Annotated in this window: 12 protein-coding genes; 5 read left to right on the top strand and 7 right to left on the bottom strand. The window is 72.1% G+C overall.

The genetic code is table 11. The features are described 5' to 3' along the window. Positions 1-25 precede the first annotated feature (25 nt). The gene (locus U8525_RS01800) at positions 26-1,078 is read left to right on the top strand and encodes an alpha/beta fold hydrolase (RefSeq protein WP_374260243.1); all 1,053 of its coding nucleotides are present in this window, start codon (positions 26-28) and stop codon (positions 1,076-1,078) included. On the opposite strand, the gene udk is transcribed toward U8525_RS01800, so the two are convergent. From udk to U8525_RS01785, 3 genes are all read right to left on the bottom strand, one after another. Further along, complete coding sequence (gene udk / locus U8525_RS01795) at positions 1,075-1,713, bottom strand: uridine kinase (protein WP_374260240.1); 639 nt, start codon at positions 1,711-1,713, stop codon at positions 1,075-1,077. The two genes, U8525_RS01800 and udk, sit on opposite strands and share 4 nt — an antisense overlap. Before the next feature lie 68 nt (positions 1,714-1,781). Continuing rightward, a complete protein-coding gene (locus tag U8525_RS01790) occupies positions 1,782-3,428 on the bottom strand; it encodes a DUF692 family multinuclear iron-containing protein (protein ID WP_374260238.1) in 1,647 nt (548 codons plus the stop codon). Positions 3,429-3,664: 236 nt separating this feature from the next. Then, complete coding sequence (locus U8525_RS01785; protein WP_374260235.1) at positions 3,665-4,093, bottom strand: hypothetical protein; 429 nt, start codon at positions 4,091-4,093, stop codon at positions 3,665-3,667. Positions 4,094-4,219: 126 nt separating this feature from the next. Between U8525_RS01785 and U8525_RS01780 the strand changes: the two genes are divergently transcribed. The 3 genes from U8525_RS01780 (at position 4,220) to U8525_RS01770 (ending at position 8,365) form a co-directional block, all read left to right on the top strand. Further along, positions 4,220-5,023: a GNAT family N-acetyltransferase gene (locus U8525_RS01780; RefSeq protein WP_374260232.1), complete on the top strand. Its 804-nt coding sequence runs from the start codon at positions 4,220-4,222 to the stop codon at positions 5,021-5,023. Positions 5,024-5,447: 424 nt separating this feature from the next. Further along, positions 5,448-6,701 (top strand): hypothetical protein, encoded by a 1,254-nt coding sequence (locus U8525_RS01775; protein WP_374260230.1) that lies wholly within the window; start codon positions 5,448-5,450, stop codon positions 6,699-6,701. Positions 6,702-6,904: 203 nt separating this feature from the next. Continuing rightward, positions 6,905-8,365 carry an ATP-binding protein gene (locus tag U8525_RS01770; protein WP_374260228.1) on the top strand — a complete coding sequence of 487 codons (1,461 nt, stop codon included), beginning with the start codon at positions 6,905-6,907 and terminating at the stop codon, positions 8,363-8,365. A gap of 132 nt (positions 8,366-8,497) precedes the next feature. On the opposite strand, the gene U8525_RS01765 is transcribed toward U8525_RS01770, so the two are convergent. The 3 genes from U8525_RS01765 to U8525_RS01755 form a co-directional block, all read right to left on the bottom strand. After that, complete coding sequence (locus tag U8525_RS01765; RefSeq protein ID WP_374260226.1) at positions 8,498-10,771, bottom strand: carboxypeptidase-like regulatory domain-containing protein; 2,274 nt, start codon at positions 10,769-10,771, stop codon at positions 8,498-8,500. A gap of 66 nt (positions 10,772-10,837) precedes the next feature. Beyond that, positions 10,838-11,650, bottom strand: coding sequence for a TIGR02452 family protein (locus U8525_RS01760; protein ID WP_374260223.1), 813 nt, complete (start codon positions 11,648-11,650; stop codon positions 10,838-10,840). Positions 11,651-11,654: 4 nt separating this feature from the next. Beyond that, a complete protein-coding gene (locus U8525_RS01755; protein WP_374260220.1) occupies positions 11,655-12,488 on the bottom strand; it encodes a hypothetical protein in 834 nt (277 codons plus the stop codon). Positions 12,489-12,854: 366 nt separating this feature from the next. Here U8525_RS01755 and U8525_RS01750 point away from each other — a divergent pair, with 366 nt between their 5' ends. Next, on the top strand, positions 12,855-16,001 hold the full coding sequence (locus U8525_RS01750) for an adenylate/guanylate cyclase domain-containing protein (protein WP_374260217.1): 3,147 nt from the start codon (positions 12,855-12,857) through the stop codon (positions 15,999-16,001). Positions 16,002-16,013: 12 nt separating this feature from the next. On the opposite strand, the gene U8525_RS01745 is transcribed toward U8525_RS01750, so the two are convergent. Continuing rightward, complete coding sequence (locus tag U8525_RS01745; protein WP_374260214.1) at positions 16,014-16,445, bottom strand: M28 family peptidase; 432 nt, start codon at positions 16,443-16,445, stop codon at positions 16,014-16,016. Positions 16,446-16,510 lie beyond the last annotated feature (65 nt).

Here is a 16,510-nt window from a genome sequence, read left to right as displayed (position 1 = left end):
CCTGTGCGTACGGGCAGGCAATGATATGAGCCCCATCATCGTGCCCCAGGCCGAGGGAATCCAACTGTTCACCGTGCCCCTTCCGCTGGAGGAAGGAGAGCTGCTGGGAAGCCCCCAGATCGCCTGGCAGGCCCATGGGAAACCGTCAGACGGCAAAGCGGTGGTGGTGCTGCACGACCTGTCGCACTCCCACCGAGCGCTGAGCACGGAAGTGAACGGCGCGTACCAACCTTCCGGCTGGGGGCGCGAGCTGATCGGTCCGGGCAAGGCGTTGGATCCGGAGGTGACGCCGGTCATCGTGCCCAACCTCCTGGGCAGCCCGTTCGGCTCCACGTCGCCGCTGACGCCGGATCCACACACGGGGACGCCGTGGGGCGCGGACCTGCCGCCGCTCACCGTGCTGGACATGGCGCGCGGCGTGTCCGCGCTCTTGCGCGCCATGGAGCTCACGCGCGTGCGGGCGCTGGTGGGCGTGGGCCTGGGCGGGCTGGTGGCGCTGCGGCTCGCGGCGCTGTTCCCGGAGCTGACCGACGGCGTGGTGGTGCTGGGCGCGGCGCGGGCGCTGCCAGAGGGGCTGCGCGAGAGGCTGGGGCTCACGTCGCAGGTGCTGCGCATGGCGCCCGACAATGAAGACACCCCGCCCCTGCGCGAGCGCGCGTCGAACCGGACCCTGGCGCGGCTGCGGCTGGACTACCTCAAGCTGCTCTACGGGCGTGCGCACCTGGGCAGCGCGTATCCGGACAGCGCGGCGGCGCAGGCGGCGCTGGAGGCGGAGGCCGCGTCGTTCGCGGACACGTTCGATCCGGTGGCGTGGGCGCTGCTGTGCTCCGCGTACGCGGGCTGCGACCTGACGGAGACGTTCCCGAGGATCCGCGCGCGGGTGCTGCTGCTCTCTGGCTCGACTGACGCGCTGGCCCCGGCGGGCCGCGTGCGGGACACCTACCACCAGCTGACGGCGGCGGGGGTGCAGGCGCGGTTCGTGGAGCTGCAGGGGCCGGGGGACCACGGCACCCTGCTGTCGGACGCGCACCGGCTCAAGGGGCCGGTGCAGGACTTCCTGCGCTGGCTGCGCGGCTAGCGCTGCGACGGGTGCTGCGTGGCGAGCCGCGCCCGGAGCGCGCCCACGAGCATCCCGATGGCGATGTCGTTGTTGCCGCCGTGCGGGATGATGATGTCCGCGTGGTGCTTGGACGGCTCCACGAAGCCCATGTGCATGGGGCGCACGTGGCGCAGGTACTGGCCCACCACGTGGTCGAAGTCGCGGCCGCGGTCCTTGATGTCGCGGGTGAGGCGGCGAAGGATGCGCAGGTCGTCGTCCGCGTCGACGTAGATCTTCACGTCCATCTCGTCGCGCACCTCCTTCATGTGCAGCACGAGGATGCCCTCGATGAGGATGATGTCCCCGGGGTCCACGCGGTGCGTGTGCGGCTGGCGGCCGGACGTGACGAAGTCGTAGACGGGCTTCTGGATGGCGTGGCCCTGCTTGAGCGCGCGCAGGTGGCTGACCAGCAGCGCCGTGTCGAAGGCGTCGGGATGGTCGAAGTTCACCTCCCGCCGCTCTTCCAGGGACATGTCCTTCAGGTCCCTGTAGTACGAATCCTGATCAATGAAGGCGACCCGGCAGTCGGCAAGGGCCTCACGCACCTTGCGGGCCACCGTGGTCTTGCCGGACGCGGTGCCGCCCGCGATGCCAACGACGAGGGGTGACGACATGCGGCGGGCACTACCCCACCCGACAGGTGGGCGCAAGGATCCGTTGACCTGCCAACAAGGCGTGTTCCTTATGCCCGCCGCAAGAGCCCCCGCGCCTGCCCTTCCGCGAGCAACCACCCGGGCAGGGCCTCCACCGGGCGTGGCCCGTCCGCGAGCCCCTTGAGCCCCTCGGCCACCTCCGGAGGCAGCGTCAGGACCTCGAAGCCCGAGCCCTTGCGGCGGATGGCGAAGCGCCACGGGCCCGGCCCCGGCCGGGCCGCCACCTGCGCCAGGGCCTCCAGGCCGGACACCTCCAGCGCCCCGCTGGCCCACGCACGGCCGGTGAGGTGCCGCCGCAGCGCCCGTGCGGCGAAGACGAGCTCCGTCAGGTCCGCGGGGAAGGCGCCCAGGCGGACGTCCTCGGCCAGCGCCACCTGGCCCGGCGCGGGGGCGGGAGGCTCCTGGAGGAAGGCATGCGGCAGCATCATCTCCAGGGACAGCGCGGCGGCCACCCCGTCCGAAGGCGTGGCCATCACGCGCTCGCGCGCCCAGGACGCGAAGGCGTGGGACAGCGACTTGCCCAGCCCGTCGAAGAGGCCGCGGTACTCGCGCGAGCGCGTGAAGGCCTCCAGCCCCTCCGGCGTCGCCGCGAGCAGCAGGCGCGTGAGGGGCCACTCCTTGTCCAGCTGCTCCGCCACCACCGCCAGCCGGAAGTCGCGGTCCGCGCGCGTGCCCTCAGGATCCTCGTCCTCTGTGGCTGGCGTGACGCCGTGGCCCGCGTCGAAGAGCGCCCACGGGCGGCTGTCCCCGTTGAGCGCCGGCACGGGCTCGCGCGACGCGGGGAGGACGATGACGGGCCGTGACGCTTTGGGCACGAGCGCGCGCAGCCGCCGCAGCGACGCGAGCGCCACCTCCGGCGGATGGCCGTCCCCCTCGAAGGTGACGGCGCGCAGGCGCGGGCAGCGCGGGAGCACCTCGGCCAGCAGCTCGAACAGCTCCTCGCGCACGGGCTGCGTGTGATCATCCACGTAGAAGGTCCGCCCTCCCCTGCGCGTCACCACGCCGCCCGCGATGTGGAGCTCCACGACCTGATCCAACGGGAAGCCGTCCAGCCCCGTGCGCAGGGGCAGTCCCGCGGAGAGCTGGTGGCTGAAGAGGTGCCCCAGGTCCAGGAGCAGCGGCAGGCCCGTGCGCGCGTGCAGCTTCGCCATGAAGTCCAGCGCGTGCAGGCCACCACGCGTGGCGAGCACCGCGGGGTTCTCGATCACCAATGGGACGCTCAAGCCCGCCTGGATGTGGAGCGCGTGCGCCGCGCTGTCCCGCACGCCCGCCTCGTTGAACGGGGGCGTGACGTAGAGGTAGCCCGGGAAGGGCTGGCCGCCCGCGTGCCACCAGCCCACGTCGTTGCCCACCCACGGGCTGCCCACCGCGCGCGCGTGCGCGTCCAGCTGCGCGAGCGCGGAGGCGGGCTCCAGCTCCGGGCCCCACAGGTTCAGGTGGACGGGATGGAAGAGGACCGGCACCTCCGCGCGCCGGCGCCACATCTCCGGAAAGAGCGTGGCCTGGGCCTTCGCCTCCTCCAGCGCGATGGGCGCGCTGTACTCCACGAAGTCGAAGAGGCCGGGCGAGGCGTCGAGCAGCCGGTACGGCTGCGGCACGTCCGAGGCGCTCAGGTTGCTGCTCAGCCCCAGCCCCATCCAGGGCAGTGACCACGAGTCCGATGCAGGGCGCGTCATGGGCACACCCTAACCAGCCCGGCTCCAGGTGGCGCGACCCTTCTGCGGGCGACCGCGCCGGGCGCACGTCGGAACGCACCGAAGCGCGCGGCCCGTACCGCTGCGCATCCCGCACGATGAGCCAGGAGCGCGTATTCCCGATGACACCCAACGATAGGGCCACCGGGCACCTCGTCCCTTCCATGCTCGTCCGCTTCACCCTCTCCGTCCGAGCCTGAGCGGGCCCTTCGCGAACGTCACCCGGAGGGCGTCGGCTTGTCGCGAGCGGCGGCCTCTCGCGCGGCCTGGAGCACGTCGTCCACCGCGGACTCCACCGCGTCGCTGACCAGCTCCGGCGCGGAGGTGCGCCAGCGCTCCAGCGACGCCTCGTGCATCGCCTCCGGGTCCTGGAGCTTCGCGTCCGTCTCCGGAGCCACCTGCGCGATGCAGTCCGGGCACACGCCTTCGAGCGCCCGCGACCACACCTCCAGGTGCGTGGTGATGAGCACGCCCTCCATCGCCAGGGCCTCGCGCAGTCCGCGGCGACCCGCGCCGCGCATCTGCGCGCCGTGCACGCGGTCGAGCATCGTCCGCATCCACGAGGCCACCGCCTCCGGTTTCGGGCAGGTCTGCCTGCCACAGACCCGGCACGTCGTCTGCCAGGGCTGCCCTTCCATGGGATTCATCGCGGCCGCTCCTCGCGCCCAGGTCGAGCCCTCGCTTTAGCAGGGCCCCTCCCCGCGCGCACATAGACGTGAACATCCGCGATTGCAGAGAATCCTATTCCTTGAACCCAGTTGGAGGCCCCGCACGTGTCCCGAGCCGAGATCGATGAATCGCATGCGCAGTTCCGTGGAGCCTGGAGGCTCATGACGCTGGGCCTCCCCCGTGGAGAGGTCGTGGAGCGTGCGGACGTGTTCATCACCGCGGGACACGTGACGTGGTCGCTGATGAACATGGCGTTCCTCAACCGACCCGCGGAGACCGAGGCGGAGCTGCTGCGCGCGGTGGACTCGGCCGCGAGCTACTTCGCGCAGGGGCCGCACGGGTGGGCCTTCACGGTGACGCCGGAGTGGCTGGCGCCGGGCCTGCGGGAGCGTGCGGACGCGCTGCTCGCCACGCGGGGGCTCAAGCCGGGGATGGCCACGACGGGCATGGTGGCGGACAAGCTGCTGGCGCCCGTGCGCCCCCTGCCGCCGCTCGACCTCCGGCCGGTGCGCGACACCTGGGGCTACAACGCCGTCGCGGACGTGAACGCCGCGAGCTACGACACGCCCCAGGCGCTGGGACGTGAGGCCCTGGCCGCCCCCGGCATCTTCGGCCCCGAGACCCGGGCCTTCGTCGGCTGCCACGACGGCGTGCCGTCGACGTCCACGGTGGTGCTGCGCGTGGACGGCATCGCGTACATCGCGCTCGTGGCGACGCTCGCGGAGCACCGTCGCAAGGGCGCCGCGGAGACGGTGCTCCGGCGCGCGCTGGAGGAGGCCCGGAGCGCGTGGGGGCTGGAGCGCACGGTGCTCCATGCCACGGAGGCCGGCGCGCCCGTCTACCGCCGCATGGGCTACCGGGACGTGGCGCCGTTCTGCTCGTACTTCGCCCCCGCGAAGGGCGCGTGACCCTCCGAGGGAGCACCGGCGCGCGAGCCGGTGCTCCCATGCTGGACGGAGCCGCCGGGGACCGGGAACAATCCGCGTCCCCGGCGCCCCGGGCGAGAGCTCCGTCGAGGACGCGCTGCGCTGGTCGCCTGCGAACGTGGCGGTGCGCGCCGTGCCCACGCCCCCGGGGCCCCACCGCGTCGAATTGCGCTACCGGGCGCCTGGCGTGCTTCCGGGCGTCTGGCTCTTCGCCGCGACCTGCCTGGGGCTCGGCGGGGCCGAAGTGCTACGCCGCCGTCGCCTTTCCCGGTGACCTCGCGCGTCAACCGCGCCCAACGGTCATCCATTCAACGCTGCATGTGTTCTCCGCCAGGGCCTGGGGTTTGGACCGGCGCCCCCTGTGCCTAGCTTGGTCGATCACCCACCCCCACCCTGGATCTTCGCCTTGGCGACTCCTGCTCACACCGATGTGCGCCGCTCCACCGTCGCGCTGCTCGGCGCGCTCCTCGTCCTCACCTCCGCCCCCGCCCGGGCCCAGTCCGCGCCCACGCCGCTGGAGGACAACCGCACCATCACGCTGGGTTACATCGACATCGCGTATGAGCTGGGCGGCATCATCGACCCCACGCTGCAACCCGGTGGCACCAGCAGCGCGCGCCCGAACTGGTTCACCTTCGCGCCGCACGCGTCCCAGGCCGGCGGCAAGGGCATGTATGGCACCGCGCTCGCGCGGCACTTCATCGACGCCGCACGGCTGCGGCCCTCGCTGTCGTTGACGAGCGCGTTGGATCGGCTGGGGCTGAGCGGCGTGCTGCGTCTTCGACTGCAAGACCTGTCCCTCCAGCTCATCATCCAGGGCCTGACGGTGGACGCGGCCACGGCGCTCAGCGTGCTGACCAGCTCGCTCAACGTCTCGCAGCTCGGGGATCCGCGCACGCTGCTGACCACCGCGTCGCGCATGGGTGCCCTCTACTGGAGCGCTCCGGGCGCGACGCCGCTCGACAAGGTGGAGGCCATCGTCATCACGCTGGAGCGCACGCTCCACGAGGGCAACCTCGCCATCTACAACGACATCGGCGGTTCGGCGCGCCTGTACCTGGACTGGCGTGCCGCGACCACCGGGCCCATCACTCCCGCGCGCGTGCTCACCGAGTTCACCCTGGTGGACGCCTCGAACGCGGAGGCGCAGCAGGCATATGCCTATGCCGTCGCGCACGCGGAGGACTCGCCGCGCCCCACCCGCATGGATCTGCTCTTCCCCGGCATGCACTGGAAGAGCCTGCTCATCGCCGCGTTCGCCCTCTACGAGGACGCCCGCCTCGCGCCCACGCCCGCGCGCCGCGACGCGCTCATCGCCGTGGGCACCAACTTCGTGGCGTGGCGCGAGCAGTTGGATCAGGCCCAGCCCGTCTTCACGCCTGCGGGATCCCCCACCGACGAGGTCTCTCGCGCGGCCGTCCTCCAGGCGCTGACGCCGTTCTTGATGACGGACTTCGGCACGGTGCGCTGGACCTACGCCGACTACGCGTATTCCCAGCCGGACCGCGATGGCAACCCCTTCACCTCCCCGCCGACCGAGTACAGCTGGGCGGACTTCTGGGACCGGTGGAACGGCATCCTCTTCGCGTTCGACCGGGCCTATGCGCGCCCCACCGAGCTATGGGTCATGCCTGAACCCCTCACGGATCCGTTGAACTGACAGATGTCCCGGACGCCCGGTGCGCTCGCTTGACGGGCGCGGGGGCCGTGCGGGAGCGTGCAAACCCGATGAGTCCCCTGCCTGGTGGTCCGTTCGACCCTGCTCGCCACGCGTCCAAGGACGATGCGTCCTCACCGGGCCCGGATGCTGCGGGCACCTCGAAGGACGCGACCCAGCCTCCCGCTCCGGCCGACGAGGCCAGCATGTCCGCGCAGACCCGCCTGCAGGTGCTGCGGGAGATGATGTCCGAGGCGTTCCTGGCGCTCGATGCGCAGGGGATCATCCATGAGCTCAACCACCGTGCCGCGTCGCTGCTGGGCCTGCCGTACAGCACCTGCGAGGGCATGACGCCGTGGGCGGCGCAGCCGATGCTGGCGGGCACGACGCTGCACGAGCGGCTCCTGGACGCGCTCACCACGCGCGAGCCGGCGCGGTTCCTGTCGGAGCTGCCGTCGGGCGTCTGGCTGGAGCTGTCCGTGCGGCCGGTGGGCGGGGAGATGTGGGTGCTGGCCACGGACATCACCCGCCGGCAGCGCGCGGAGACCGAGGTCGCGCGCACCGAGGAGCGCTTCCGCCAGTTGGGCGAGCGCTTCCAGGTGGCGCTCGAGTCCGCGCAGATGGCGGTCTGGGAGACGAACCTCGTCACCGGGCAGGTGTTCCGCTCGGAGGGGCATGACCGGCTCTACGGCTACCCGCAGCCCTTGGCCGAGTGGACCCACGAGCGGTTCCTGGCGTCGTTGCACCCGGAAGACCGGCCGGTGGTGGAGGCGCAGGTGACGTCCATCTTCGACAACGACGTGCTGTCGTACACGTCCACCTTCCGCACGCACTGGCCGGACGACACATGGCACTGGCTCAACAGCCGCGCGCGCGTCATCCGCGACGCGCAGGGCAAGGTGATGGTGGTGCGCGGGGCCATCCTGGACATCACCGCGCTGAAGGAGACGGAGGAGGCGCTACAGGAGGCGGTGCGCACGCGCGACGACTTCCTGTCGGTGGCGAGCCACGAGCTGCGCACACCGCTCACGTCGCTGCGCCTCCAGATAGACCTGCTGCGACGCATGTCCGAGAGCAGGGGCCAGGAGCCCGTGGGCTCGGACAAGGTGAAGGTGCGGCTGGACGCGGCGGACCGGCAGCTCAATCGGCTGGCGGCGCTGCTGGACAACCTGCTGGACGTGAGCCGCATCCGCACGGGCAAGCTGACCTTCGAGCTGGCGAGCGGAGACCTGGCGCCGCTGGTGCAGGACCTGCTGGCGCGCTTCAGCGACGAGGCGAAGCAGGCCGCGGTGGAGCTGGACGCGCGCGTGGAGGGGCCGGCGCCGTGCCGGTTCGACCGGATCCGGATGGAGCAGGTGGTGAGCAACCTGCTCTCCAATGCCTTGCGCTACGGCCAGGGCACGCCGGTGCACGTGTCGCTGCGCCGGCAGGACGGCCGGCTGCGGCTGACGGTGCAGGACGGAGGCCCTGGAGTCCCCGAGGCCGATCGCGAGCGCGTCTTCCAGCGCTTCGCCCAGGTGCAGGGCTCCACGCGCACCGGAGGCCTGGGGCTGGGGCTCTACATCGTGCGGCAGATCGTGGAAGCGCACGGCGGCCGCATCTGGCTGGAGGACACGCCGGGCGGCGGCGCTACGTTCGTGGTGACGCTCCCGGAGGCGGGGACGTAGGCGGGTTTCAGCGCGTGAGCCATGTGGCTCCACACTTCCTTCGCGGATCCGGTTCCAACAACGGGAGCGGAGTGCCCGCACAGCCCCACCCGACTCCATCGCATGGCGTGAAGCCCACGCGATGGGTTCACCTCAGCGCGTGTATGGCCTTCCGCCCCCATGGCCGGGGCGCTCGGAATGGATGACGTGCACGTCGGTCCCGGTCAGCTCCACGGGTATGCGCAGGACGGCGTCCGCTCCGTCCATCTCGTCGCGAATGAAGAGCGTGTAGCGCCCCAGGGGGAGGTGGCTGAAGTCGAAGCCTGCCCCCACCATGAAGGACGGAATGAAGAACGCGTCCCCCTCTTCCGACTCCCACGTGTCCGGCCTTGGATCCGGCCTGAAGCCGGACCGGATCAGCGCATCCAGGGCTTCGGATGAGCGAGGCCAGGGGACGTCTCCTGGCAGCAGGAACGCAGTGACGAACTCGCGAGACGCATCGACGCCCGCGTGCAGCGAGGCCATCCCCTCCCGGGGCTCGAAATCCACCACCTGCCGTGAGCCGGCCTTCATCCGAAGCCGCATCGGAGAGAACGACGCCGGAGGCGGCTGGCTTCCCCCGCGGACGTTCAAGGGGCTGCATTCGGGATGCACGAAGCACTCGCGGTTTGCCGGGATGCTCACGGCGTAGTGGCCAGCCCCATCGGTTCCGGCGCTCACCCGGAGCCCACCTTCGCAACGGACGTCCAGCCTCACCCCCGCGAACGGAACCCGCGCTCCATCCGTCACGGAGCCTTGCAGCTCCGCGTTGGGAACGAGCCGCAAGCGCGCTGCGGTCTCTCCGGGTTCGAGCCCGTGGATCACCGACCCCTGCTCCTTCGCATCCACGCGCAGATACAGGCGCCGGCCCGCGACATGATCGAAGCGGAAGCGTCCCTCGGCGTCGGTCATCGCCGCTCGCGGGCGACGCGGACTCGGGCTGTCCAGGTCGAAGGTCTCCACGAGCTGGACCTCCTGATTCGGCACGCCCGTGCGGTCGTTACTCGCGAAGAGGCGACCCTGCACGGTGCGGCCCACGTCGAGGACGACGTCCGGGACCTGGAGCACCTCCGCATCCCGCCCTTGCGCGCGCACGAGTGCAGGAGCGAATCCCAGCACGTCGATGACCCACTGATAGGTCTGGTTCATCCACACGCTCCGCACGTACTCGCCCCGTGGATTGTCTGGGAAGTGTCCGTCGACTTCGAAGTACCCCACGGGCAGTCCATCCGGACGCACGACGCGGCCTTTCAGCGCCCCACCTTCACGAGGAAACACCAGCGCTTCGCCTGTTCCCGCCACGAGCGCCCCCTTCAACATCCGCGTCGGCGCCGGCTCGTCGGAGTCCCAGGTCAGCATGAAAAGAGGCTCGAACACATGCGAAAGGGAGAAGGCGCCATCCTGTTCCACGCGGGCTGCGCACCTTCCCCTCAGGCCGGGGGTGTCCTCGCGGTCCTTCCCCATCCAGGCCCTCACGAGTCCAGCGCCGAGCGCCCTTCCGCTGGTGTCAAGCGCACGCGCGCGCCAGGGTCCGAACCCCTGGGTCCCTTCGAAGCTCACGGTCGCTTCAGCCTGCTGTCCCGGAAGCACCTGGACCTCGATGGTGCGTGACCACTCACAGCCCGCCAGGGGCGTGTATCGGCCCGTGATGTGGTAGCGACCAGCGGGAAGGTCCGGGAACAGCATGGCCCCGGGCTCTCGCGTCGGGTTCAGGGTGAGCGCAGGTGCATCCTCATCCTCATCCGCGAGCGCGAGCCATGCGGAGGGTTCGGGCAGTCGATGCTGTTGGGGATCCAGCACCTGGACCCGCAGCGAGCCGAGCCTGCCCATCACCACCATCAACTCCGGGGCGGGCGCGGTGAGCTCCATCCGCGTCGGACTCCAGTTGTCCTTCTCAGCGCGAAGGGTCACGACTCCGGCAGGAACACCGTCGATGTGGAAGCGCCCTTCCGCGTCGCTTTCGGTCGCGGGCAGGGACAGGGGCTCGCCAGCGCGAAGGAGTCGAAGCCGGGCCCTCGCGACGGGCCGTCCTTCCGCATCCACCACACGCCCGGCGATGGGCGCCGCACGCTCCAGCGTCACGTCCCAACGTGGGGCATCGCTGAAAGGAACCCGCGCATCCGTGCGGGTCATGCTCACGAAGCCAGGCGCGTCGGCCTGGAGGACATACCAGCCCGGCATCACCTGGAGTCGCGCCATTCCGGTCGCATCCGTGGTGCCTCCCCTGGCGACGATGGACCCGCGATCCGCACGGCGCGCGATCAGGGACACGCCTGGAATCGGCTGGCTCGCCGCATCCGTGACATGGACGAGCACCGGCACCTCTTCGAGAGGCCAACGCTTCAGCACCGGGCGCGGAGCCTCCGCGCACGCGAGCACCACGGCCACGAGCCCCACCCAGCTCCATCGCATACGCGCAAGCCTAACAGCCGCGCACGAGCGACAGACAGCCCCTCAGCCGAAGCGCTCCCGGAAGGTGCTCAGGTTGGGCCCCTTGCCATCGCGCTCGTACACGGCGAACACCACGCGGCGGAAGGCTCCCGCCATCGTGGACAGGCCTCGCGCGAAGGCCTCCGCCGCGTCGTGCGGGTTGTTGCGGAACGCGCCGCAGCCCCACGCCCCCAGGATGAGCGTGCGGTGCCCGTGGTGCGCCGCCACCTGCAACACCTTGAGCGCCCGCGCGAACAGCACCTCGCGCAGCTTCCGCGCGCGCTCCGGGTCTCCCGCCGGCAGCTGCCTCGCGTTGGGCGCGGGCGCCGTCAGCAGCGACACGAGGAAGGGCCGCTCCAGCAGGTCGTAGCGCTCGTTGCGGAAGAACGGCACGTCCGGCGAATAGATGAAGTGGTCCGTGTACAGCGGCGACCGCAGCCTGCGGTTCACGTCGTAGTACTCCGGCCACTTCAGCAGGCACGGATACAGCGCCGAGCACCGCGCCAGGTCCTCCTCCTGCGCCTTCGCGCCCGTGAGGAACCCGCCGCCCGGGTTCACCGCCGACGCGAAGTTGAGCGCCAGCACGCGCTCCTCGCCCTCCTGCTCCACCAGCCGGCGCGCGGCGTCGCCCGTCTTCTCCGCCGTCACCTCGACGGTGAAGCCCGACACCGGCGCGGGCCTCGTGAGGTGCTCGAAGTCGCCGGGGCGCACCAGCACGGTGCGCTCGACGGCGCGCGCCACCGCGTCGCGCACCGACACCTCGCGCCCGGACAGCGGCACATAGGTGCCCTGCTCAAGGATGTGAAGGGTCTCGTCCGCGACGCGGTTCAGCGACATGGCGTCACTCGCAGCCGATGCGCTCGGGCGCCACCGCGAGGTCGTCGATCCACGTCTCCGACGCGGAGTCTCCCTTCGGGTGCACGAAGCCGTAGCCCACCCCGAAGTTGGTGAACGGCCGGATGCCCACGTTCGGGAAGTCGTAGGCCTGCTTCCCGTCCACCCACACCAGCGCGTGGCCCGTGGTGGCGGAGGTGTCCGCGCGCTCCACGCCCCACTCGATGCACGTCCACCGGTTGGGCGACACCGTGACCTTGGTGTCCTCCTGGAGGTTCCAGCCCGTGCCCTTGATGCCGCTCCAGTCATCCAGCGCGAAGGCGCCGTTGTGCATCCCCTGGAGCTCGATGCCGCCGAAGTCGGTGTCCTTCGGGGAGAAGAGGATGAAGTACGTCCCCATCACGCCCTCCGGCGAGGCCCGGTTCAGGTACACGTACGCACGCGTGTAGAGCTTCGTGCCAAACGCCGGGATGTCCTTGCGCAGGTGCGCGATGGCCTGCTGGTCCCCCGGCCCCGTGTCCTCGTTGTAGCCCGGGTCCGTCTTCACGTGCACCGCGCCGCCGCCGGAGCGGGTGCGCGAGCCGTCGATGGCGATGGTCGCGTGGTGGTCCTCGTCCGGCACCCGCCAGCCGTTCTGCCCCTGGTCGAAGTCCTCGCAGATGTAGGCGGAGGCCGGGCACTGGCCATTGCCCGTGCTGGTACCGGCGTCGGTGTTCGTGCCCGCGTCCATGCTCGTGCCCGAGTCCGGGGTGTTGTTCGTGTCGTCGTCGTCGCCGCAAGCCGACAGCGCGCCCACCGCGAGGGAAGCCATCATCAACGCCAGTGCCGAAGTCGAACGCATGAGTCCTTCCAGGAAGAGGCGTCGCGCCCTCGCGCTCCTACCGCGGGGACGGGACGTGTCTCCGTCCTAACACGCCCCCCCGTCCTCCTTGGAATGGGGCCCGCCAGACCCCGGCGGCCGCGGCGAGCAACCGGCGGTGGTGACGACACGCCCCGCGGGGCCATGCAGGTGTCGCCCCTGGATCAGTTCGCGCGCGGCGCGACGACAAGTGCTCACTAGCGGCACACCGCCCTGCCCGACAGGTGCGCGTTGCCGTTCCGGCCCGTACTGCTTTCCATGTGAAGCGCCAACGGCACGGGCGTCACCCTCACGGGCAGCTGGAGGGGTGGGAGCGGGTGGGGGATCCAGGCATCGGGAGAGCGGGAGATGGGAGAGGCCTTCCGAAGAATCACGGTCGTCGCGCCGCCGGCCGACGAAGGCACCTCCGCAGCGGCCCTGCCACCCGCCCGGCACCTGCCGCCCACGGGCTCGGTGGCGCTCGTCTTCACGGACATCCAGGGGTCCACGCGGCTGTGGGAGCGCTGCGGCCAGGCCATGCGCGACGCGCTGGAGCTGCACGACGGCGTGCTGCGCGCGCTGCTGCTGGGCACCCACGGCTACGAGGTGAAGTCGCAGGGCGATGCCTTCATGGTCGCGTTCGAGTCACCGGTGGAGGCGGCGCACTGGTGCCTGCGCGCCCAGGAGGCCTTGCTGCACGCGAGCTGGCCGGTGGCGCTCCTGGAGGAGCCGGACGCGGAGGAGGAGCACACACCGGAGGGGCTGACCCACCGGGGGTTGCGCGTGCGCATGGGTGTGCACGTGGGCGAGCCCGACTGCCGCCTGGATCCGTCCACGCACCGGCTGGACTACCTGGGGCCCCCGGTGAACATCGCGGCGCGGGTCGCGGCCGCGGGCCACGGCGGACAGGTGCTGCTCAGCGGCGCGGCGTGGACCCGCATCCAGCCGGAGCTGGCGGCGCTGGGGACGCCCAGCGCGCGCACGCTGGGGAGCTACCGCCTGCGCGGCGTGAGCGACAGCGTGGCGCTGGTGGAGCTCCTGCCCGCGTCGCTCGCGCACCGCCGCTTCGGGCCCCTGCGCGCCCCTCGCGAGCGGCCCGGCAACGTGCCCACGCTCCGGCAGGACTTGGTGGGGCGGGCCGAGGAGCTGGACACGCTCCGGCAGTGGATGTCGGAGGGCGCCCGGCTGATCACCATCCTGGGCCCCGGAGGCATGGGCAAGACGCGGCTGGCCACGCACTTCGGCGCGCAGGAGGCCGACGCGGGCGCGTGGGAGGGCGGCGTCTGGCGGTGCGACCTGGAGGAGGCGCTCACGGAGGGAGACCTGTGCCACGCGGTGGGCCGGGGCCTGGGCGTCCCGCTGACGGCGGACGGGGACGGCAGCATGCCCGCGGAGCGGCTGGGACGCGCGCTCGCGGGGTGCGGAGACGTGCTGGTCATCCTGGACAACGTGGAGCAGGTGGTGCGGCACGTGCCCGCGACGCTGGGCCGCTGGCGGGAGCTGGCGCCTCGCGCGCGGTTCCTCGTCACCACGCGAGAGGCCCTGCGGCTGCCCGGCGAGCGCGTGCTGGACCTGGCCCCGCTGGGCCTGCCGGATCCGCACGAGACGCGCTGGGACGTCATCCTGCGCTCGGACGCGGTGCGCCTGTTCGTGCAGCGGGCCAGCGAGGCGCGCGGCGACATCATCCTGAGCGACGCGGAGGCCCCGCGCGTCGCGGACATCGTGCGGCAGCTGGACGGCATCGCGCTGGCCATCGAGCTGGCCGCGGCGCGCGTGAGCGTGCTGGGCGTGGAGCAGCTGCGCGAGCGGCTGTCGAGGCGCTTCGACCTGCTGCGCGTGGGGCGGCGGGACGCGCCCGCGCGGCAGGCGACGCTGCGGGGCACCATCGACTGGTCCTGGAACCTGCTGGAGCCGGCCGAGCGCGCCGCGCTGGCGCAGTGCTCGGTGTTCCGGGGCGGCTTCACGCTGGAGGCCGCGGAGGCCGTGCTCGTGCTGCCGGAGGGCTCGCCGGACGTGCTGGAGGTGGTGCACTCGCTGCGCTCCCAGTCGCTCCTCTGCGCGCGCGAGGTGGACGCGCCGGGAGGCTTCCTGCGCCTGGGCCTGTACGAGAGCATCCGCGAGTACGCGGCGATGCGGCTGCGGGAGATGGGGGACGAGGCCGCGTGCGAGGCCCGGCACGCGGACACGTACCTCCAGGTCGCGGGCCGGCTGCGCGAGCGCGTGCAGAAGACGGGAGGCGCCACGGCGCTGCGGCGGCTGGCCCTGGAGCGCGAGAACCTGCTGGCCGCGTGCGACAACGCGATGGCCGTCCACCCCGCGACCGCCGAGTCCCTGGGCCGCGCGCTGGAGACGCTCGTGGCGCTGGAGCCGGACGCGCGCACGCGCGGGCCGGTGGGGCTGCTCGTGGGACGGCTGGAGCGCGCGCTGGAGGCGTCGGCGCACGTGGCCGTGCCGCCGCTGAAGCGCGCGGAGGCGCTCGCGGTGCTGGGCCGCGCGTACATGGACGCGGGGCAGGCGGAGTTCGCGCGCCAGGCCCTGGATGAAGCGCGAGGCGTCTTCCACACGCTGGGCGAGGCGGCGTCGGAGAAGCGCGTGCTCGTGGACCTGTCCATCGTCGCCCGTCACGCCGGGGACGGGGCCGCCGCGTGGACGCTGATGCGCGACGCGCAGGCGCTGCCCTCCGGAACCGACCGCTGGCTGGAGGCCTACGCGGTGGGCAACCTGGGCCTCCTCGAACAGCTCCGCCACGGCCCGGAGGAGGCCATCCCGCACCTGCGCGAGTCGCTGGCGCTGTTCCGCGAGGTGGGCGACGTGACGTTCGAGGTGGGCTTCCTCACCAACTGCGCGGTCGCCATTGGCGAGGCGGGCGACAGCGGCGAGGCCGTGATGCTGCTGGGCGACGCGCTGGGCCGCGCCCTCAGCGTCGAGGACCGCGTGGGACAGGCGCTGGCACGGCTGAACCTGGGCTGCTACCTGCTGGACGCGGGCGGCGTCGGGGATGCGTGCGAGCACCTGGAGGCCGCGGTGCGCCTGTCGCGGCTGCTGGGACAGCGGCTCCTGGAGGGCACGGCGCTCGGTGAGCTGGGCCGCGCCTCGCTCGCGCGGGGCGACTGGCAGCAGGCGCGCGCGACGCTGGCAGAGGCGGTCTCCATCCTGGGCCGCGCGTCCCGCTGGCAGGCCCTGCGCTTCATCGCGCATCGGGCCGCGCTGGACGCCGCGTGCGGAGAGCTGCGGGCCGCGCGCGAGGGCTTCGCCCTGCTGGAGGGCGCGCCGGAGCTGCGCGAGGACCCCGCCCTCTTCCAGTTGGTGGACCTGCTCCACGCCGCGCTCGACCTCGCCGAAGCCGACGCCGCGCCCGCGCGCAGCGCCGAAGGCCTCCAGGCCCGGGCCGCCGCCCGCCGGCGCATCGAAGCGGCCCGGAATGCCCCGCGCGAGACCGCGTCGTCCGACATCCGAAGCGCGCTCCGCTTCCTGGAGGCGCGCCCCGGCGTCACCGACCCGTGCGTGGACGCGTGACGGCCCGCCGGCTCACGGGGCCGGCGCCTGCGCGGGCCTCGCGAAGCGGCGGAAGAAGCTGTCGTCGTTCCAGCAGGGCCGGCCGGGGACGCCCGCCACCGCGTTCGTCAGCGCGGTCAGGAAGGTGATGAAGCGCGCCGCGCCCCCATGGTCCACGGGCTGCTGCGCCAGGTCATCCGACGGCGCGTGGTAGCGCTCGGACAGCCACTGATTGAAGACCTTCTGCTCCTCCGAGCCCGGCGTGTAGCCGAACTTGAAGAACAGCGCGGGCACGCCCTCGCGGATGAACGAGTACTGGTCGCTGCGTACGAACAGGTTGCGGTCCGGCTCCGGATCCGGGAGCACCTGGACGTCCAGCTTCGCGGCCACCTCCGCTAGCGGCACCGCGAGCGAGGACTCGTCCTTGCCGTGCGCCACCACCGACGTGAACGGCCAGTGGGGCATGGCCCTCCAGCCACTTCTGCGACTGCGCCACGTTCGCCACCACCGCCACCTTCAGCCCGCGCGCG

The organism is Corallococcus sp. RDP092CA (genome assembly GCF_041903675.1).
Taxonomy (GTDB): Bacteria; Myxococcota; Myxococcia; order Myxococcales; family Myxococcaceae; genus Corallococcus.
The sequence above is the reverse complement of the archived record's forward strand: the minus strand, read 5'-3'. Positions and strand labels throughout refer to the sequence as shown.